The following is a 20999-nucleotide window of genomic DNA, read 5'->3' on the forward strand; positions in this document are numbered from 1 at the left end:
AGTTTTTAACAGATACTATTGCGTTGATCTGATGTTGATTTTTGTAAATGGTCTGCCGAAGACCCTTCAACTTTTGTTCGTAAAATGTCATTCACAATAGGTATTTATCCCAGTGCTTCCCAAGCACCGGACTAATCCACGGATCGTAAATTTTGGGAGTTGGTGTCTGCATCGAAGGCAACTATTCTTCATTTTATAGTCTTGTAACAAATTGCGAGCGAGCATTGCCATCTATTGGCAACCCCTTTTGAAAGCAAAACCTGATAAGTTCGTCCAGATCCACTTCATACTCCTGAACGATCAAACCACTTTGAGAAAGCCGTCTCTTCACACTCAGAAATTCCTGATGCCATTCGTGCCAGCTATTATGCATTTTTTCCCTATCACTTACAATTGACAGCAATCGACTGTAATCTTGTTCCCGATAATAAGCCATGTTAACGTGCTTTTTCATAGCAAATGCTCTTGAGTTGAAAAAAATGGTATCGATCAACTCGTTTACCGAAATCTAAAATAGTAAAATCAAAAACAGCTATCAAGAGAATCTAAGAAGTAGTATTCTACATTACAGCTGATGTAATTGCTTATTGGTTTTGAGGTCAAAAATCAGAATTTGGTTTTCATCCTTTGGGTCCTGCCTATTATTGTTGTTACTATCCAAATATCCAGTGATGACCAGCGTACCTGTGTGCTCATTGATTGCCCATTCCCGGGTGAAAAATCCATTTTCAGTTAGCTGTTTTTTGTCCTTTCCGTCGGTTGATAGGATGAATACTTGCTCTGGATCTTCCCAACTAATGTCTGATTTACCGGCTAGACTTAGTGTTCTTGCTGAGAGAATTAGTTTATTAATATTGAGTGCAGGTAGGTGTACTTGTTCGATTTTCCCAATTCGGGCTTGTGCAGGTAAATCTACCTGAGCAGTCTCACCAGTCTGGGTATTGATGAATAGAAGGTATTTGCTATTAACCTCCATTTTGCCTCGATCGTCTATACTAGCCATGACAAACGATGTTCCAGTGATTGGTGTCAGCTTATTGAAGTGAATATGGCTATACTTATTCTGTCCATAGGAACTGAATGCGGCCAGAACCAAGAGTAAAAGAATGAACTGTTTCATAAGTCAAATATTCGAGTCAACGTTTAAAGCTAGTTGGCACTTACCAGTTAGCTACGAATACGCTAATTGATCTGAATTAGTTGTGGTTAAAAGCTACTATGATCCAGTTGGTTACCAAATTGTTTTGTTAAGCTCAAAGAGGTAAGATACTTCGCTGCTGTCTGGGGCGATTAGCTCTCTATCGGTCTGCAAGAGCTATTTCTCTTTTGATCTGTGTGACATTTCGATCCATAAGTGCCGGAGGTGGTAGCTGTGGATTATGCCTAAGATTAACATAATGACCGGTCATGATACCTTGATCATGATGCACTGCTCGGTATGGGGAAATGGCAATTCGTTTTTCACTAGTCATGTGTATGATTTGAAAGTATCAATAAAATTATTTGGTGCATCTAATAATGATTTTTCCGCGCACATGACCCTCTTCCAGATACTGCATGGCTTCTGCTGTTTCTTCCAGAGGATACATTCGATCAATAACGGGTTTGACCTTCCGTTGCTCAACCAAATCTGTGACGTACTTAAGATCTTCTTTGGAGCTTTTCGCAATCAGTGGACTCATTTGTTGGCCGTTTTTAGAGGTGTACATCCACCCAAAAAACAATACTTCAAAGATCTGTCTATTGCTTCCACCACACATCACATAGCGACCCTTTGGGGTTAATACCTTCTTATAATCAGTCAGTGACCGAGAGCCATTCACTGCAAAAACGAAATCATATTTTTCCGGTAACAAAGTGAAGTCATGTTGTTTGTAGTCGATCACCTCATCAGCACCAAGCGACCTCACTAGGTCCACCTTGGCTGTACTACACACAGCTGTGACATGCGCTCCTATGGCTTTGGCTAGTTGAACCGCATAGGTCCCTACTCCTCCTGATGCGCCTACAATCAGTATTCGTTCACCGGGTTTGAGCTGACCTTTTCGCAAACCTTGCAGAGCGGATACAGCAGCAAGTGGAACTGCAGCAGCCTCTTCAAAAGTCATACTCTCTGGTTTCCGAACCAGCGCATTTTGGTTGACACACAGATATTCACTGCATGCTCCAAACCCCTGAAAACCACCAGTTACATCCGCCAGTACAGCATCACCCACTTCAAAATCAGTCACCTTCTTCCCCACAGCCTCTATTTCTCCAGCCAGATCACAGCCGAAGCGATTGTATTTGGGTTTAAACAGTCCAAAAGTGAGACGCATGAAATATGGCTTACCGCGCATGATGTGCCAGTCAGCTGCATTGAGTGAAGCAGCATGGATCTTCACCAGTACTTCATCCGATTTGGGTGCCGGCTTGGTTAGATCGGTGTACTCCAGTACTTCTGGCCCTCCGTAGTTTTTAAATAGGATTGCTTTCATGAGTATAGGTTTATAGGTTTTATGTTTTAGGTTCTGGGTTTTGGGTTTCAGGTTCTAGGTTTTAAGTTCCGAGGTTTTTAAGTCTCTCCTTCGATCAACTTTCCATTCGTTAGGCAGACTCAGGATGATACTTTTTAACTCTTACTGAGACATTATTACACCACTACTTACATCTAGCATTTCACATCTGACATCTAACTCTTTAAGTCTTCACAGTGAAAACCAATCGGTAAGATCAACCGCTGCACGTCTCGCTCAGTAAGCTTGCGTGCCAGCTCGATACGAAGCACTTTGTCACAGTCATCAAGATCCACAGTCCAGCGGGTTATTCCTGGATGTGGGTCGAGTACTCTAGAGAGCTTCCGAACTCCTTTTGGCGTGTTGACATCCGACTTCAAGATGAGTAAGTCCATCATAGTTCTTTGTTTAAATCCAAAAGATGACTGTCGCCATAAAAATGCCCATACCCATCGCAATAGTCAGCAGTATGAGACCAGTGCTCATTGATTGTTTTATTCTCTGTCTAGAGGACTCCTGGGCCCTGAAATACAGTTCTAAAATCAATAGCGGGATGGTAGTATGCCCAATGGCCAGGGAAATGTCAAACGCTCCGTCGAAGGCATCTGTATGTCCAGGAGCACCCTGGTTAATGAAAATCCAAAATCCAAACGCAATCCGAAAGAACCAGACTCCACTAGCTAGTACAAACAGTCTCAAGGCCCATTTTCGATGACTTGTCATACGTCTATTCACCGCAAAGTACCAAGCCATGGTTGCCGACAGAATAATGCCAGTGGCGTTGATGAGATTTCCAGCACCAATATATACTCCGCCAACCACCCCTTTAAATAAAATGATGTAGGTGCCTGCCAGACTAATCAGAATCGCCGTAACCATGTATACTTTTCCGTTCCATCGATGAAAAGTCTTCAAACGATTTTGCGTATAGGGCAATAGTTGTAGCGGACCACCTATGGTAATCAAACCAGCGAGCAATATATGAGCGGCAATGACCACATTACCCATGGGATCACCATTGGTTATACCGTGCTCAAGAACCTCTGCCCATTTGGCATAATCTCCATCAATGGCGGAGCCCCAATAGAAGTTGATAATATGAAAGGCAAAGAGTCCCTGCCCAATGATCATCACCAAAAACCAGAACCGAGCCGATAAGTCCAGCATTCTAGTGCCACGATCGTTGATCGCTGAATCTGACGATAAGACAATCATACTCCTAAGCTTTTGAATGCCTCGAAAACAAGAAAAGCCGGCCAGACCAGAGCTTTCAGAAAGCCGAGTACTCCTGCCCAAAAACCTGTAGCATTGGAGATGAAATAGATCGAAGCGCCGATCATTCCCAAGAGATAAACACAGCTAGCTGAGCTTCCGCTTGATTTGTGTGTAGTTGAATTGGTGGTATTCATGATTAAAAAGATTTAGTTTGATTTTGATACTTAATGAAGTGAAGCCATGAGTATTTCCATGGAATAAGTAGCAAGTTGAGTAGTACTCCTGCCAGGCAAATCCAGAAAAACTCTTCCTGGTCTGGGGTTAACTCACCAGACAAATTGGCCGGTCGATAGTTACCAATCAGCCAGGCGGATTTATACAATAGCTGCAGCATTAAAATTGGAATAAACCGCAGTGGATTCCATACTCCTACCAGGTTGAGCAACGAAAACGCCGCCCAAAAGCTAACTGCCACAGAAGGGTAAATATCCACTTCCAGTGTTCCTGCCAATACATCAGACCAACTGTTAACAAACAGGCTGATGAAGTTGAGCAGGTACAAACCGCGCAAAGTGTGTTGACGCCACTGAGGTACTGTTGATGTGCTCATAGCTTTACCTGGTAAATTCAATGACATTGGCACTCACAGTGATCGTTCGTTTGTAAAAAAATGGTGGTACTCCACCCAAATGCTCCTCGGTCACGATGTTGGTAAGCGCTTTTGCCCCAGAGTTTAGGTTTGCATTCTTAACCATTTCTGCATAGGCATTTTCATACAAGCGCGTCTTACTAGCCCCACCAAAGATGAGTACATAAGACACCTCCGCTTCACCAACAGTTTTGCCAATGACCTGGTAATTATTTTGGCTTAGCTGAACTTGTGTGCTGTTCAGGTTATGATTGAGAACAAAGGCATTACTTACTCCACATGAGGAAATAGCCAAACCTGAAATAATGATTCCGACAATAATTACTAACTGTTTCATTTTGTGCTGTTTATGTTTTATTGATTGAAGTATTTAGTTTTTACCTCATGGGCAATTTCCTCCGTCAGTTTACGACCCGAAGCACTCACTGCAGACATGCTGAAGAAGCCTGCTACATTGATGGAGGATGTCGGATTCATATTTCGAATATTGGTAGAAACATTACTCAATGGTGAAGAAAAAATTTCCCCAAAACCTCCTGGCCGGTTAATCTGAAAATAGAGTGCATATAGGAAATCAAATGCAGCCCGATCAATCGAATGAATCTCCACGTAAAGTGAATCTCCCACTTCGTAAGGAGGGACCATATCAGTAGACTCGGGATCGTCATCATTTCCGTAAGGATTGATGAATCCAGCTCGCACGGGAAACACGAATAGCTGACCATCAATAGGCTGCCCTGGACTGACACTGGCATCATAGGCCATATTGAGCTCCTCGGGTTTGTTGAAATAAATACCATTCTTCCAGCCTTTGATCCAGTAGCAATCGCCAACACCTTTAGGGTCCACTGCATAAAACTGGGCGGTGAAGTGGTTTTGATCGACCAGGAAGTTTGGCTCATTGTATTCAAAGCCTATGGAATCGATCGGAGGTACTCGCTTCATGGTAGCAAAAGCCTCAAAAGATGCTTCATCACCTTCCACCTCCAGTCGATACGTATGCCCAACAATGGCTATGGGTGATGTCACCTCCAGATAGTAGTGCTCCTCACCTTCCAAAAAGGTATAGGCATTTCCCGAAGTAAGGTCCTCCAACCGTACAGTTAGACCTGTAACTTTCTCTGGCCTGGTCGTTTCGAAATAAGGCTGTGATCTGGTGATATTGATCGTCTGAGTTTCTTGCTTATCAGTCAGAAAAGCATCGATCACCAGAACTTCCTCAGGTGCCGCTAGTTCGGGGTGAATTTCAAACTCGCAGGCACTGAATAACATGATGAGGATGAGATATATAAAGTATTTCATGGGTGTTTGGATTTAGAATTTGAAATTGTAGGAGATAGCAGGTACCACCGTACCTATAATCGATACCTGATTGGCGTTGGTGGTCACTGGAGTAGCGGGTGACGGACGCCCTTTCTCTTGTGAGAAATAGATGCTAAATGGATTTTGTCTTGCGTAGGCATTGTAGACTGAGATGGCAATGTTGTCCTCTCCGCTCCTACCTTTTTTGCCACGCCAAACGTTGTTGATCGTCATACCCAAATCCAATCTGTGATAGTCGGGTATGCGGTAGTTGTTTCGTCCGTTGTTGTTGACGTATGGGATCACATAGCCTCCTACTGTGATTCTATCCGTTGGGAAGGTAGTAGGCGTCCCAGAGATATAGGCAAAGTTGGCCGAGAAGGTGATCCGTTCGTTGAGTTCGTAAAAAGCGGTCAGCTTTACATTGTGACGCTGATCATAACGAGTTGGATACCAACGGCCCTTACGAGTTTCCAAATCTGAACCATAGTTGATTCCATCTACCTTCATTTCTGTCCAGCCGAGCGTGTAACTGATCCATCCGTTGAGTTTTCCTGTATTTCGCTTGGCATAGAGCTCTAACCCGTAGGCTCTGCCCCGTCCACTAAGGAGCTGGGACTCCAGGTATTTGTTAACAAACACGTCAGCACCATCGATATAATCCACCTGGTTGTACATCCATTTGTGATATGCTTCAGCCGATAACTCGTATTGGTTGTTAGCCAGGTTTTGAAAGTATCCTAATGCCACTTGATCGGCACTTTGAGGGGCCACATTATTCGTAGATGGCTGCCACACGTCTATTGGTGTGGTGGCTGTGGTGTTGCTGATCAAGTGAATGTATTGATTCATTCGATTGTAGCTTCCCTTGATTGAGGCAGCAGGCGTCAGTTGATAGACGAAGGATAGACGAGGTGCTGGATTCCAGAAGTCAGCAATGGCTCCCCACTTTCGATATTTGTATTCGTTCAGTATTGGTTTGGTTGCTCCTGGTATGGTATCACCATATTGGTAGACCGTGCCGCCCAGGTAGCCGAAGTAGCTCAAGCGGAGGCCATACTGAAGTCTCAATCGCTCAGTGACTTTCTGATCATTGCTTACATAAATGCCAGACTCTAGTGCTCTGCGTTTTTCCAGGCTGGAATTGGTCTCATCGCCAGCACTTACATCGATGAGTGTCCCTGGTTTGAAGAGGTATAAAATGGCTTCCCCACCAAAGGTGATTTCATTGTTCGTATTGACAAACCAATTAAACTCCGGCTTGATGTTGACCGTGCTTACTTCTGATCCTACCTGAAACAAATCGTCCTTATCACCAAATTTGAAGCCATAGTCATAATTGCTGTAAAACATGGTCAGGTTAGAAAAGAGCTTTTCGCTGAAGAGGTGGTTCCATCTAAAGGAAGCTGTTCGGTTGCCCCAGTCAAAACCTTGATTCTCAGCAAACCCCAACACATCTCTCCCCCAATAGCCTGAAAGGTAAATGCGGTTGTTTTCGTTGATGTTGAAATTGGTTTTAGCTGTGAGGTCATAGAAGTAAAGCGAAGTATTGTCATCCAGCGCATCAGTGAACAACTTGGCAATGACATCTGCATAGGACCTTCGGCCTGCTACTATAAATGAGGCCTTGTCTTTCTTAATAGGTCCCTCTACCGCAAATCGACTAAATACGGTACCGATTCCGCCAGATATGTCGTATTCTTTGCTGTTACCCTCCTTCATGCGGATATCCAGAATGGAAGACAAGCGACCGCCATATTTGGCAGGAATTCCTCCCTTGTAAAGCTTCACATCCTTCACAGCATCCGGATTGAATACAGAGAAAAATCCCATTAGATGCGAAGACTGATACACTGGAGCCTCGTCCAGCAACACCAGATTCTGCCCAACACTTCCACCACGGACATTAAAGCCAGCAGCTCCTTCACCCACAGTGGATACCCCGGGCAGTAACTGAATACTGCGAATCACATCTACCTCACCTGCAAATGCAGGCATCTTCTGAATTGATTTAATTTCCAGCTCCTCTGTGCTCATCTCTATATTGGATACGTGATCATTGGCCGCTTTGCCAGATATTACCACCTCCTGAAGTTGCTGCTCTGAAGTCTTTAGCTCCACATTAAAACGTACATTTTCAGTGAGGGTCACCTGTCTGGTCGTTGGTTGATAACCAACATACCGGTAGTCAATTTCATAGTTACCTTTAGGCAGTGTTATAGAGTAGAATCCATAGACATTGGAGACATTTCCAGTATTCAGATCCTTTACCTTGATGGTAGCACCTATGAGCGCTTCCCCGTTGGTGGCGTCTTTTAGGTACCCACTTAGGGTAAATTGATCCTGTCCTTTAAGAGGAATGGTGTGCAATAGACAGACCATTCCTATGATCGATAAGAGTCGATTTATTTTCATCTTGAGTGTAAGTGATTGATCTCAGGAACTGAACTAACCTACAGGTGTCGGTTAAAAATTGGACATACTTTACCCATTCGGTTCGTTCAGTCCGTTGATCTGGTGGTTATTAGTTTATGTTTGATTATGTGTGGTTTGGTTTACATACCATCTTCCTTTTGAGTTGATACAATGGTGAGTCCTTCTGCTGTTTCCAGCTTCATATGAGATATTTTATTACTGTTCAACTCGAGTAACTTCATATCCTTCAACTTAACGCTCAGTGAGTCCGTTTCCACATCTGCAATTTGCAACGCAGTATTACCCACTGATGTAATGCTTTTAATGTCTTGTACCCGCACGGTTAACCCTACCAGATCGTCCATTATGGTAGTATCTGTCACATTAAAGTGCAGTATGCCATCCACATTGGTCATTGTTGGTTTGGCTGGATGGTTGGTTTCCATAGATACAGATCGCTCCAGCCATCCCACCACCAGCACATCAAAACCAGGCCCTACCACCATCGAATGGAACTCCCCAGTTTCCAACCGCTCATAGTCGGAATTGGCCGCATAGCGTGCCACTACTTCTTTTGCTTCTTGCTTGAGCAGTACGATAGCTACTAGAAACAGCACCACTAATGTGCCTCCCGTAATGATCAATAATTTCTTGCTCTGTTTCATCAGGTTCCACCGTTTCGGTATTTCTTATAATATTTTTCAAGATCCTCTATAGAGAGATTGAGTAGGTCCATCGTTTTGAAAAACTCAGGCAACTCATGATCTATAAAATCCTCTTTCTTCAGGTTCTTAGTCTTTTCAAATCCATCATCTGCCACGAAGTAGCCAATACCGCGCTTGTTATAAATAATGCCTTGCTCCTGTAAGTAGGAAAAGGTACGCATCACCGTATTGGGGTTTACCTCCACCGTCACAGCCATCTCTCTGACTGATGGTATGCGATCTCCTGGCCGCCACTTATCTGTCAGAATGTTCTCACAGAACAAGTCAGCAATCTGGAGATATATCGCCTGGTTGTCCTTAAACTCCATTAGGCCCCCTGATCTTTTAGTCCCCAATAAGCCAGCACCCACGTCAATGGTGCAAGCACATACCAAAACAACCCTTTAGCTACCAACCAAACCGGATGTACAGCAAAAGCATCTACCAGCTCACACTCACCGTCAGTTGTACAGTAATGATCGGCCAGAAACTGTGCTTTCAAAGAGAAGAACACAACCACTCCCACTACGATAAGGATGGAGAAAATGACCACTGCTGTTTTGGGAAAAACATAACCTCTAAAGTAGGCTGCTCCCAATAAAAATATCCCTTGCAAAACCATGTACACACGCATAGTGGTCCATGCAATGCCTCCAAAAGGACTAAATGATTTGAAAGAAGTCTCTGGAAACACCATCTGTCCAATTGGGTTAGCGATCATCACGTAGATAGTGAAACTGATGGTAAAAACGATCAACCAGCCAATGCCTGTCAGCAACCACATGCAAATGAAGCGCTCTAATGTGGATACAGGCATCATCAGGTAATGAATGCGTTTGAGCTGACGGTCTATATCGGCAAATGCCAGGCTACTGACGATGAATCCACCGATCAAAAGAGCCGAGACGTAACTGTCTATATGGTCATAAACGGCTGGTCCTTCTATGTATAAGCTCAGTAAAAACCCAACGAAGAATAACATGCCAAAAAGGATCACCATGATCATCAAAACACCCTTACGGCTTTTGAAGAGCTCCAGCTTCAGCAAGTTCCAAAAACGAGATATGTCAAAATGATTACTCATCTGCTTTGAATAGTTCGTGGATTTGTTCTTTACTATGAATGACGGTGTTGAACAGCGTCTCCAGTGGCATGTTCGTTTCCGAATGGTCATCATTTACTGACACGATGGTATAATTTCCAAACCCACCTTCGCTATAGATCAATGATGTTTCGTCTTCAATTGAGTTTCTTCTAGACACCTTTAGTTTGGTAGCTACGGTCTCAGCTGACTCGTTGAACACCACCTCTCCTTCATCCAATATAATAACGGGATCAATCAACCCCTCCATGTCTCTTACCTGGTGGGTGGAAATGACGAACGTACGCTCCTCCGTCAGGGCATTAGCTACTAGTTTTCTAAACTGGCTTTTGGAAGGTATATCCAGTCCATTTGTAGGCTCATCCAGCAACAGTAGCTTACAGTCAGTAGCCAGGCCGAAGGACAACAGGAACTTCTTCTTTTGTCCATAAGACAGACTTTGGATTTTTGTAGCTGTAACCAACTTAAACTCATCCATATAGGCCTGGAACAACCCTACACTAAATCGAGGATAAAAACAGGAGTAGAATTGGACGTACTGTTGGATGCTCATGCTAGGCAGATCAAACTCTTCATTCAGTAAAAAAACCTCCTGAAGGAAGGAAGGATGACGCTGAGATGGCCGGTATCCCATCACATCGATAGATCCTGAACGAGGAAATAAAAGTCCGGCAATGATTTTCATTAAACTGGATTTCCCGGCTCCATTCTTACCTAATAGGCCATAGATGTTGCCTGGCTCCAGGGAGAGATGCAAACGGTCAAAAAGAGGCTTCTGATTACCGTAGGCGTATAATAGGTCGTTAATTTCGATGACTTTCATTAATGTTTACCAGTGTACTATGTTACTAATACACCACAACACTACAAAAAGTTGCACTATTTTCAAAAATAATTTGCTTAATGATTGCGAGCATCCAACCCAAATGACTAACAGATTTAGATATGATTAGGGTTAATCGGAGGATACTAACTGAGATTCATTTGATTTCCTACAAAGTACAGACTTGCCTTGCATTAGAAAGTAGGGTTCTTTCTAACATATTAAGGCAAGCTGCTTAATATCCGGTGAATTACCCACCCATAACCGCTGCATACAGTGCGAGAGCGATTCTGATGCCGATAGCAATGGAAGCACTGGTAAATGCAATGATGAATCCAGTGATCACCCAATCCATCAATGTGATTTTATTGGTCAACATGATTACCTCCTTTTCTTTAAGAAAAGATACTCATTCCAGCCTGGCTTAATGGAGCAAATGTCAGGCTTCTGACTGATTCTAATCAACTATTCAGAGAACCAAAAAGGGATGTAAGCATACTGCTCCAAGCTTGTCTCCCCGACCTGATTGATGATGAGTTTGTTTTCACCTGGTTGAAAGGTGTCAGTAGGGATCATGGTGTAAAGTCCTTTCTGATTTTTACTAGGGTGTCTGTAGAAATGAAAATTGAGATCGCCATAAACCTGACCGTTAATAGCAACCTGGTACACCTGACTTAAGCATCGGAGCAGCTGCTCGCTGTTTTCGTTGGCAAAATCGGGTCGGGTGATCAAGAAATTTCCTTCCCCGGTAACAACGCGCAAGTTCCAATTCAACCCATCATCCATCAGGGGCTCAAAGTCCGGACAGTGTGTCCGAGCTAAGGCATTATCCGCTGGGTTATACCGAATATACAAGGGCATAAATGGTCCCTTAATTATGTTAGAAGGGATACTTGCTGCAATCACATAATCATCCTCTCTTTGGTCATCATAGGCATTGGCACTCATCTGATAAGCACTCAGTTTCTGCGGGAAGTACTGGTATTGATCGTACTGAAACATGAATGATGCCATGACAATCGCGCCGATGATTAGGTAGAGTACACGAATTCTTCGTTTCGAAAACTTACCAATCATGTAGTAATAGATGCTTTTACTCAAAGCAGCTAAAGTCACATAATGATACAGCTTATACATCGGATAATAGATTTTAGAAATACGCCTGTACTTCTTAAAGAATCCAAGAGTGAAGTAATCAATCATATAGATCAATCCACTCAAAATAAGAACAGCAATTAGAAGCGCTACAGCTATGTTATGTGCCAAGTGCAGAGAGTCCGGTAAAACGGTCTTGACGGAACCGAGAAGCACACCAGTAAGCGCTATAAAGCAAAAGAAAAGTCCAAAGGAAATCAGAATGGATATAACCAAAAACGCGAAGGAAAAAATGACTGAACATATCTCATCCAGGCGGATGACCATTTGGTCCAGGCTGATCATTTTGTCCTCCAGTTTCTTAGTGAAGAACTCGCTGTAATTAAACTTCTTTAAATCAATAGAAGACTGAACCGATCGCAACCCAATGGTCCCTATCCAGAATCCACGCATCATTAAGTGCACAATGAGAAAAATAGTCAGTGCTTTGAGAGAGTTTTGGATGATCAAAAGCATGATATAACCCACAGCCATGAATGGTGCGTTGAGATTGTAGCGCACCTGTACATCGGTGATGAACTCATCGTATGCAATAGCACCCTGTATCAGCAAGAATATCGTAAAGGCCGAAACCAGGAGTTCTAGTTGCCAACTCTCCCGCTCGAGTTTCTTGAGCCAATCCTGGATTTGATTGTCCGTTTCTTTCATAGAGCAAAAAATAGGTGATTAACTAAATTAATTCATTTCTCACCGGTTTTTAAGGATCACCTCATAATTGAAAAGGCCGCTGAACGGCTGTCCATCTTCTGTGAGACCTTTGACCTGAATAACAACCGGACCCAGATCATCAGAATTCTTATACTCAATAGAAGCTTGACCATTTCGTACCGCTACATTAGCCTGGTAGTGAACACATGCCCTAAAATCAGGACGAATTGGGTTACCCATCTCTTCTTCTTGCTGGGAAGGAACAATGGGACGGTTTAGTCCGGTTAACAATTTGTTTTGGTCAATAGGTGGCTTTTCCTCACCATACCGAGTTTTCACGATGACAATGCCATTTTTACCCAATAGTCCAAACCGAACAAGTTTGCGGTAATCCATCACAACATTTAACTCTTCAATGTCATCCTGATCCAGGCTTAAAAAATACTCAGTATCAAGGGTTACAACCCCGTTTATTACGTATAGAGGACTGGCTGTGGCAGGATATGGTTTCAAAAAACGCACTCTCATGACACCTCCTTCTTCAGTCTCCTTGAAATACAAAGGGTCGACTATGTTTTGTATGAATTTGCCCAGATTATCAAACAGCACATAGTCTCTAGGTTTGACGCGATAATCTGGTTCTATTACATCCAGTCGGGAACCTGTTGACGTTTTGATCAGAAACGAATCCCGTTTGATATAAAATCCATAGGATTCATCGATCAGTCGCTTTTTCTGGATGAAATCAGCGTATTTAAAATCATTAGCACCAATTGTTTGCGGCTTAGAAGATGGAGTTGGCAATCCATTTTCCCATACTACCTCCAGATCAGAAACGATGCTGCCGTCAGGGGTTTCAGCGATTAGAAATAACTCATCTTCTCCATAGTAATCCAGAATTTCAGACCTGAAATAGCCATTTGTCCGAACACTGGTTAAGTATCTTAGCCTGGATTTCTGGAAATACAGCATCATTTGGGTACTATCCGGCAGTGGTCTTTGTGATCTCCTGTCAATCAACTGACCCTCCAGGATCATGCGATTAGGAATGCTTACCTCCTTCTGAACATTCACACTTAGCAGCTCTCCTTGGAGCACTGAGGCATTCATTACACTGATGGTCAACTCGCCGTTCAAGGGTTTTCCATTATCATCTACCAAGGAAAAATCAACCTTTGAGGAAGAACGAGTGGTCTGTAGCTTCTCTGTGTTAATCTCGATTTGGAGTTGGCTCTGGTCTTCGTTTTGCAGAGGTCCTCCTACCGCAAACCCTGTTTGAAGCAGTGTGGTGGTCTGGCCCTGATTAAAAATAAGGATCTGATACCCTCCAGATTTCAAATTTTTCGGAACTACAAACTGATTTTGACCAATGCCATTATTCACCTTGAACCGAATGCTTAATAGATGATTGGTCACATCATATAAACTCATGCTTAAGACGCCATTACTACTAGCCGGGTTATCATTCTGAGTTCTTAGGCTGAAATATGCAGTATCCCCCGGAGCATAATAGGGCTGATTAAATACCAGTTGATAGGTTTGTTGGGAGACTGCCACAATGCTTACTAGCATCAGCCAAGCAATGATATTCGCTCTTTTCATCATTCCCATAGCTCTGGCAGTTCATAAGTGGCACGATCAAAGACTTCTGCACACGGCAGGGTGATAAAGGTCGGTTCTGGAATTGGGTATGGAACATCGGTACTATCCACAAACCGTACAGCAGTCTGAATAGAAGTGGCGTAGAAGATACCAATGACCCGATCATTGGACAGTTCAGATACTAGATTGCCCGTTAGTTCACCATTGGCTGGCTGAAAGATGCTCTGTGCATTTTCCTTCTGCGACTTGATGAGGTTAAAAAAGTCAAAGGTGGCTCTCGAAATACTCATTTGCTCCACTTTTAGCATTACCTTGTCGTAAAACACAAATGGTTTTATCGGCACCTCTCCCACTCTGATATTGCGAAACTGGCCATCCTTGACTAGCTCAGTGTCTGAGAGCGTGGGTGAAGCTTCTGGAATGTACCCCCAGCATTCACAGCACTCACATGGTCCGACCTGCAGGAGTAAACCACCACTACCTAAAGGTCCCTCTGTAACAATGTATCCAGAGCAAGGAAATGGGTCTTTGTATGGAGAATACGGCACTACTTCGGTCATATGTAGCATCGGAAAGGTTTCTGCCCGATAGATGCCTGTATATCTCCATCGAATGAGTGGACTGTCGACTGGTCCTGCCTTCGCATCCACAAACACGTTCAGCACATTGGCATCTACTTCACCAAAAGGTGTTAGTTGTGTTCTTGCTTCATATTCAATCTTGATGGAATCTATACTACCTACTTCCTGAAGTTGATCAGGTAGTGACCGGTAACGACCTCCAGCAGCAGTTCTGATTTCCACATGATAAGAAGAGCCTGGCTGACCAGAAATGAATCCGATAGGAATCTCATAATTGCCATCTCCCACCTCCACAAAGTCAGCTACTTTGACCCGGTCCTCAAACAACTCGATGGCTGCTCCTTCTTCAGGAATCACAATCGTGGTATCAGACTGAATGCTCGCAGCTCGTGTAAGCTTGATTTGATGGGGACCTTCTGAGTTGGATACGTAGCCTTCAACTACCAGCAGTGACTCAGCATTGGGCACTTCAAAGACGATTGGCTCAACACAGCCAACCAGTACTGCTAGCACCAATAGGATGATGATATGTAATTGGCCCTTCATTTGATTTTTAGATTATAGCTGATTGACGGAAGTACCGTACCAATGATAGCCAGCTGATAAGGCTGCAAAACCCCGTCAGAGTTCTGGCTAAAGAAAATTGAATATGGGTTTTTCCTCGCATACACATTGTACAACGAGAAAACCCAGGTGCCTTGCCACTTTTGATCGCGTTTGTAATTTCCCTCGATGACCAAAGCTAAATCCAGTCGGTGATAATCGGGAATCCGATACTGATTTCTCCCTGAGAAGTAAGCTAATGGTTGTCCCTCTACTTGGATAGCAGCCAGGGGAATAGTCACCGGACGACCAGTGTGGTAAGTAAAGTTGCCAGAAACAGATACCCTACGAGAAATGATCCATTGTAGATCCACGTTGGCAATATGCGGCTGGTCAAAGTTTGAAGGATACCGCTCACCGCTATTGATCGTCTCTGATCTGAAATCGCCATCAATTTTTCGAAAAGATCTGGAAAAGGTGTAGTTCACTCCACCGGAGAGAATTCCAGTGTTTTTACTTATGCTTACCTCTGCTCCATAGGCGTATCCTTTTCCTTGTAGCAAGTCCGTTTCCAGTGTTTCATTTAGCACCAGTTTTGCTCCATCTTTAAAGTCTAGCAAATTGGCGATATTCTTATAAAACACTTCGGAGGATAGACTGTACATTCCAGAAGGCTGATCCCAACCCATTCCCAATGATAGTTGATCGGCACGCTGTGGTTTGAAATGCCGCCCACTAGGCTGCCAGATATCCACAGGCGTCACGGCAGTACTGTTGCTCACCAGATGCAGGTATTGGAAGATGGTGTTATAGCCTAACTTCAAAGAAGTATTGGCATTGAGCTGATAGATCAATGAAGCTCTGGGTTCAAGCCCAATGTAGGTCTTGCTTGGCTGCCATGATCCATAGCTTAGCGTATCTGAAATGGAGTTCGTTTCCTTTGGCTGTCCACTTGTATATTTATAGATGGTAGATTTCCCAAAACTGGTAAATACCGGCAATCGAACACCGTATTCCAAACGTGTCTTTGCATTGAGCTTCCATAGATCACTTGCATAAAAAGCATTTTCTAACGCTACCTGCCTATCTAATGCAAACGGGTCTACATTGCTTTGGGCACTGTTGGGGCTTACGGCTCCTGGCTGAATGTGATAAAGTTGCCAGTTCCAGCCAAAACTGTAGGTATGCGCACCGTTGTTCAATAGGAATCCAGCTTTAAGCGTATTGGTAAGAATTCGAAAGGAAAGTTTGGATGCTGTTTCCGAATCGTCATTGAACACATCATATCCATAAGAACTGGTACCTGCCACAAACTCCCCACTAAACTGAGGGGAAAACTGACGATTGTATTTGGCTGAGAGTTGATAGTTGTTCCACTGATAGGTGGTATCACCTACCAACCTAAAAGCATCGTTGCTCGCATAGGCTGTCACCGAAAGCTTGGCATCAGTGTTAAATAGATGGGACACTTTTGCACTAGCATCATAAAATTGAACTGTGCTATTGGTAAGATCAGCATAGTCCGTTCTGATGGAATGCACCAACCAATCCGAATACGTAGACCGTACAGACGTACTCAAGGAGGTTTTACTTTTTACCAGTGGTCCATTAACGTGGAGGTTACTAGTGATCAAGCCTATTCCTCCTTTGAAGTGCCAGTCCTCAAAATCACCGTCTTTGCTTCTTATATTGAGCACAGACGAAGATCGGCCTCCATATTCAGCAGGAATACCTCCCCTGTAAAAATTGACATCAGATATCCCATCAGGGTTGAATGCTGAGAAAAAACCGAATACATGGGCACTGTTGAATACCGGGATTCCATCATAAAGAATCAGGTTTTGATCCACACTGCCACCACGCACATTAAAACCCGAGGCGGCCTCTCCCACAGTGGTCACACCCGGCAACCGCTGGATGGACTTGACCAGGTCTGGCTCTCCCAGGAATGACGGGGTTTTCTTAATGTTAGATACTGAAATGGTGGAAACACCTATTCTGGTTTTGGATTGTTCTGAACTACTTTTATCCTGAATGACCACTTCGTTGAGCATAATGGACTCTTTTTCCATCCCCACGGTAATCGTGGCATCTTCATACACTTCCACATCTACTATGCTGTTTTCATATTCTAGAAACCGGAAGGTAAGTACATTGGGACCAGGCGCCAGAGCAATACTGAATTGGCCATTTTCATCTGTGTTGAAGGTTTTGGAGTCATTTCCCGGCTGTATGGAGACATATGGGATGGGGTCTTCGGTTTTCAAATCGACCACTGTTCCACTCAGTGTTACCTGCTTCACGTCTAGATTGCCTTGACTACCAAATTGATAGGTCTCCACTTTTTGATTCCGGTCCAGGGCTTCTTCTACCAGCTTTTCGCGAGCTATTGCTCGAGTAGGATCTTTCACCAGCACCAACGACAAACTGTCCATGGCAAAGAAATTGTATTCACTCCCCTCAAAAGTGCGCTCCAACAACTGCTGAATACTCATAGACTTTTCGACTGTCACTGAAATCGGGTCTGTCCACTCGGCCAGATAATAGACTCGAAAAGAACGATCTTTCAATTGCTCCAACACATGAGTTAGCGATGTGGGACCGTCTGTTGTTTGGACCTTTTCCAGCAATATGGTTTGAGCTCCAAGATTCAGGGAACAAAAGAAAATGAGCATGGCGGTCAACCTGATCAATCGCATACTTGTAAACTAGTCAAAAAATGACATTCGCGGTTACCGCTTACATAAAACCTAATTGCGTCGCAATCTGCTGGTAGCATCAAGGATGGCTTTCTCTATCTCTACCGCATCAAATGGCTTGGTAAAGTAATCTTCAATGATTCGTGATTCCAAAGCCGCCTCTATTTCTTCATTGTGACCATAACCGGTCAGGATGTAATAACAAATGTTGTTGTACTTGGCTTTGGCTTTTTTGATAAACTCCACTCCGTTCATGACAGGCATACGCATATCGCTGATCACTACGATGATCTCATCATGATGAAGCTCTAATTGCTCCAAGGCATCCAGAGGTGACAAGGTGGTGATCACTTCAAACTTTCGATTGAAGTTTGCCTTGAAGACAAAAAGGTTATCTTTCTCGTCATCAACGTAAAGCACGGTGATATCTGGATGCTGAGTCATTTAAACTTAAAACTACGAATTTGGCAATTCAATCCTAATTTTTGTCCCTTTTTTTAACTCTGAGAAGACCTGTACTTTACCTTCATGCTCGTCGATAATGGAGTAAGTGATGAACAGGCCAAGGCCTGTACCCACGCCTGGCGGTTTAGTGGTAAAAAAAGGATCACTGATTTTGGACAAGTGCTCTGGAGGTATGCCAGCGCCATCATCTTCTATTTCTACCACCGCCAGCGTTCCCGACTTAAACAAATGAATGGAGATGGTGCCTTCCTGATCAATCGCTTGTTCAGCATTGGAAAGTATGTTCAGAATAGCCTGATGAAGCTTGCCCTCATTTCCAATTACAATTAGATCTTCATTCAGGTTTTTATCTACGTGAATTCGGTCTTTTAGTTTGTTTTGAAGGATAACAAGGCAGTTTTCAATGATCTCAGAAAGATTGCAGTTTTCCTCCATAGACTTCACCTGCCGACTAAAATGGCTAAGACTTCTAATGATATTGGCCACACGCTCCACACCCTCGCTGATCAACTCGAAGTATGGCTCAAAAAGCTCCTTGTTATAACCCTGCATGGATCTGATGTGGTCAAAAAGGGCCACCGATCCATTCTTGACAAAATTGAGCGGGTTGTTGATTTCATGAGCTATACCCGAAGACAATACACCTAATGATGCCATTTTCTCCGCATGGATTAACTGATTTTGTGCAGACTGCAACTCATTCAGTGCGGCTTCTAGTTGCTCATTACCTTTTATGAGTTCTTCGTTTTTCGTTTCCAGTTCCACGGTGCGTTCCTTTACCAGGAGTTCTAGTTTTTCGGCATAGCTTTCCAGCTGCTTCTGAGATTCGGTAAGCTCTGTAATGTCCTGTATGAATACGGATACTCCAGTAATTCGCTTGTTGGTGTAGATTGGGTTGTAATTGACAAGGAAAAACAATTCTGCATAAGGGGTAATGTAATTAGTCGTAACGGAGAACTTCTCTCCTTTCAATGCCCGATCCTGGTAAGCTTTGAATTCTTTTGCCTTTTCCTGATCAATATTATCCCAGAAACTCGGCCCTGGTAATAATTCAAAATTCTCACCAGCAGATACATACTCTCTAAAAGAACTATTGAATTCGACCAGGTTCTTAACTTCATCGAAGAGTGCAATTATTGACGTGGTAGATTCAAAGATGGATTTAAGATTGGCCTCACTTTGCTCGAGGCGTTTTTGATCTTCTATCTTTTGGGTGATATTTAGTAATACACCTTCTATTGTAACTAGTTGATCCTCCTCAAAAATGCCGTGTCCGTATTCCTCTACCCACACATACCCTTCTTTCTGAATGTTTTTTAAGCGATAAGTAATTCTAAAATGTTTTCGACCTTCTAACGCCTGATCGACTCGCTTAAAAATTCGTTCCTTATCATCAGGATGATACAAGTCCACAAAGCTGACATCCCCGTTCAAAAACGCCTCTTTGGGATATCCTGTGAGCTCTTCCACGGCATCATTCAAATAGATCATGCTGTAGTTGGCATCATTATGACAGAGATAAATGACGCCTGGCAGGTTATCAGCTATACCTCTAAATCGTTCCTCACTCTTTCTGAGTTCTATCTCGATTTTTTTGATAGCAGTAATTTCCCGAGAAGCGGTAGTTAGGGACACAATATGGCCCTGCTGATCTCTTACTATGTCAGTATATGAGTCCATCCAGATGTATTTACCGTCTTTCTTTCTAGCTCGGTACTGAATGTTTTCTGGATGCTCCCCACGCATTAGTCGAACCCAGGCCCCTTCCCTTAAGATGTCTTTGTCTTTAGGGTGAGTAAAATCATATGGATGCTTACCGATCATCTCCTGAGGATCGTAGCCTAAGATTCGCGTCACCGAAGGAGAAACCATCTTGTAGTTACCACGCATATCATGGGTACAAACCACTTCCTGCGAGTTGTTCAGAAAGTATCTGTTGCGTTCTTCACTTTCCATTAAGGCGGTCTCCACTTCATGCTTATCAGTAACATCCTGAGATCGAAGTAAAAAATACCTGGTTTCTGAATCAACCAACATACAGATACTGGTAAGATAGTACCTGTCACTAAATTCTGATTCATATTCGATGATTCCTCCCTTCCGTGCTTTTTCAGCTGCGTCAAGAAACTTGACATAAATATCTTCTAATAAAATTTCGCGGATATTGATTCCGGACATAGTTTTCGGGTCCATATCATACTCAGAATACCCAGTGCCAGAGGTGTAAAGAATGGTATAGTCTTCGGCCAATAAGGTAATGGAACCTTGTGGATAGTTTCGTAGGATAATGTCCGCTAATTCGTCAGACGATTTCCCTGAAGCAATGACAATGGATCTGCCATCATAAGTAAACGTTTCATTTTGATGAATTAGCGTAATGCTATTAGGAAGTATTTCACCAGATGTTCTTCGAATCTGAATTTCTGGTTGATCATTGGAATGAACAATTTTCGATAGTACCTCGTCACTCAATCCATAAACAATTAGACTACTTTCGGTGCCTGGATTAAAGTCCAAATCTAAAGTGTCTTCTGACCAATCAGAGCCGTCAACTAAAGTAGTATTCATTAAACCGGTGATGAGTTCGCTTAGGAAAAGATA

The 20999-nt window shown here is 43.2% G+C and carries 22 protein-coding genes; all 22 read right to left on the reverse strand.

What is annotated here, in order from left to right; translation table 11 throughout:
- Window positions 1-193 precede the first annotated feature (193 nt).
- The 22 genes from ACO067_RS23360 to ACO067_RS23465 all read right to left on the reverse strand — a co-directional run bounded on the left by ACO067_RS23360 (window position 194) and on the right by ACO067_RS23465 (window position 20966).
- A complete protein-coding gene (locus ACO067_RS23360; RefSeq protein ID WP_421879147.1) occupies window positions 194-454 on the reverse strand; it encodes a hypothetical protein in 261 nt (86 codons plus the stop codon).
- A 111-nt stretch (window positions 455-565) separates the two neighbouring features.
- Window positions 566-1120, reverse strand: a complete 555-nt coding sequence (locus ACO067_RS23365; RefSeq protein WP_421879150.1) for a hypothetical protein — start codon at window positions 1118-1120, stop codon at window positions 566-568.
- 178 nt (window positions 1121-1298) lie between these two features.
- Window positions 1299-1472 carry a hypothetical protein gene (locus ACO067_RS23370; RefSeq protein ID WP_421879153.1) on the reverse strand — a complete coding sequence of 58 codons (174 nt, stop codon included), beginning with the start codon at window positions 1470-1472 and terminating at the stop codon, window positions 1299-1301.
- A 27-nt stretch (window positions 1473-1499) separates the two neighbouring features.
- Window positions 1500-2477, reverse strand: a complete 978-nt coding sequence (locus ACO067_RS23375; RefSeq protein ID WP_421879156.1) for an NAD(P)-dependent alcohol dehydrogenase — start codon at window positions 2475-2477, stop codon at window positions 1500-1502.
- A 194-nt stretch (window positions 2478-2671) separates the two neighbouring features.
- Window positions 2672-2893, reverse strand: coding sequence for a hypothetical protein (locus ACO067_RS23380; protein WP_421879158.1), 222 nt, complete (start codon window positions 2891-2893; stop codon window positions 2672-2674).
- Window positions 2894-2903: 10 nt separating this feature from the next.
- The gene (locus ACO067_RS23385) at window positions 2904-3710 is read right to left on the reverse strand and encodes a DUF2306 domain-containing protein (protein ID WP_421879161.1); all 807 of its coding nucleotides are present in this window, start codon (window positions 3708-3710) and stop codon (window positions 2904-2906) included.
- On the reverse strand, window positions 3707-3904 hold the full coding sequence (locus ACO067_RS23390; protein ID WP_421879164.1) for a hypothetical protein: 198 nt from the start codon (window positions 3902-3904) through the stop codon (window positions 3707-3709). The genes ACO067_RS23385 and ACO067_RS23390 overlap by 4 nt, the downstream gene beginning before the upstream one ends.
- Before the next feature lie 2 nt (window positions 3905-3906).
- Window positions 3907-4320 carry a hypothetical protein gene (locus ACO067_RS23395; RefSeq protein WP_421879166.1) on the reverse strand — a complete coding sequence of 138 codons (414 nt, stop codon included), beginning with the start codon at window positions 4318-4320 and terminating at the stop codon, window positions 3907-3909.
- A gap of 4 nt (window positions 4321-4324) precedes the next feature.
- Window positions 4325-4696: a DUF6567 family protein gene (locus ACO067_RS23400; RefSeq protein WP_421879169.1), complete on the reverse strand. Its 372-nt coding sequence runs from the start codon at window positions 4694-4696 to the stop codon at window positions 4325-4327.
- Window positions 4697-4713: 17 nt separating this feature from the next.
- Window positions 4714-5661: a DUF4249 domain-containing protein gene (locus ACO067_RS23405; RefSeq protein WP_421879171.1), complete on the reverse strand. Its 948-nt coding sequence runs from the start codon at window positions 5659-5661 to the stop codon at window positions 4714-4716.
- 12 nt (window positions 5662-5673) lie between these two features.
- Window positions 5674-8076 carry a TonB-dependent receptor gene (locus ACO067_RS23410; RefSeq protein WP_421879174.1) on the reverse strand — a complete coding sequence of 801 codons (2403 nt, stop codon included), beginning with the start codon at window positions 8074-8076 and terminating at the stop codon, window positions 5674-5676.
- Window positions 8077-8216: 140 nt separating this feature from the next.
- On the reverse strand, window positions 8217-8741 hold the full coding sequence (locus ACO067_RS23415) for a hypothetical protein (protein ID WP_421879177.1): 525 nt from the start codon (window positions 8739-8741) through the stop codon (window positions 8217-8219).
- The gene (locus ACO067_RS23420) at window positions 8741-9109 is read right to left on the reverse strand and encodes a GntR family transcriptional regulator (protein ID WP_421879179.1); all 369 of its coding nucleotides are present in this window, start codon (window positions 9107-9109) and stop codon (window positions 8741-8743) included. Before ACO067_RS23420 ends, ACO067_RS23415 begins: the two co-directional genes overlap by 1 nt.
- A complete protein-coding gene (locus tag ACO067_RS23425; protein ID WP_421879182.1) occupies window positions 9109-9864 on the reverse strand; it encodes a hypothetical protein in 756 nt (251 codons plus the stop codon). The genes ACO067_RS23420 and ACO067_RS23425 overlap by 1 nt, the downstream gene beginning before the upstream one ends.
- On the reverse strand, window positions 9857-10705 hold the full coding sequence (locus ACO067_RS23430) for an ATP-binding cassette domain-containing protein (RefSeq protein ID WP_421879186.1): 849 nt from the start codon (window positions 10703-10705) through the stop codon (window positions 9857-9859). Before ACO067_RS23430 ends, ACO067_RS23425 begins: the two co-directional genes overlap by 8 nt.
- A 250-nt stretch (window positions 10706-10955) precedes the next feature.
- Complete coding sequence (locus ACO067_RS23435) at window positions 10956-11084, reverse strand: hypothetical protein (protein WP_421879189.1); 129 nt, start codon at window positions 11082-11084, stop codon at window positions 10956-10958.
- Window positions 11085-11170: 86 nt separating this feature from the next.
- Window positions 11171-12508 (reverse strand): hypothetical protein, encoded by a 1338-nt coding sequence (locus tag ACO067_RS23440; protein ID WP_421879192.1) that lies wholly within the window; start codon window positions 12506-12508, stop codon window positions 11171-11173.
- Window positions 12509-12547: 39 nt separating this feature from the next.
- The gene (locus ACO067_RS23445; protein WP_421879195.1) at window positions 12548-14113 is read right to left on the reverse strand and encodes a hypothetical protein; all 1566 of its coding nucleotides are present in this window, start codon (window positions 14111-14113) and stop codon (window positions 12548-12550) included.
- Window positions 14110-15237 (reverse strand): DUF4249 family protein, encoded by a 1128-nt coding sequence (locus ACO067_RS23450; protein ID WP_421879198.1) that lies wholly within the window; start codon window positions 15235-15237, stop codon window positions 14110-14112. The genes ACO067_RS23445 and ACO067_RS23450 overlap by 4 nt, the downstream gene beginning before the upstream one ends.
- The gene (locus tag ACO067_RS23455; RefSeq protein ID WP_421879201.1) at window positions 15234-17933 is read right to left on the reverse strand and encodes a TonB-dependent receptor; all 2700 of its coding nucleotides are present in this window, start codon (window positions 17931-17933) and stop codon (window positions 15234-15236) included. Before ACO067_RS23455 ends, ACO067_RS23450 begins: the two co-directional genes overlap by 4 nt.
- A gap of 51 nt (window positions 17934-17984) precedes the next feature.
- Window positions 17985-18377, reverse strand: coding sequence for a response regulator (locus ACO067_RS23460; protein ID WP_421879204.1), 393 nt, complete (start codon window positions 18375-18377; stop codon window positions 17985-17987).
- A 12-nt stretch (window positions 18378-18389) separates the two neighbouring features.
- Window positions 18390-20966, reverse strand: a complete 2577-nt coding sequence (locus ACO067_RS23465; RefSeq protein ID WP_421879206.1) for a PAS domain S-box protein — start codon at window positions 20964-20966, stop codon at window positions 18390-18392.
- Window positions 20967-20999 lie beyond the last annotated feature (33 nt).

Source organism: Marinoscillum sp. (genome assembly GCF_965229915.1).
Classification (GTDB): Bacteria; Bacteroidota; Bacteroidia; order Cytophagales; family Cyclobacteriaceae; genus Marinoscillum.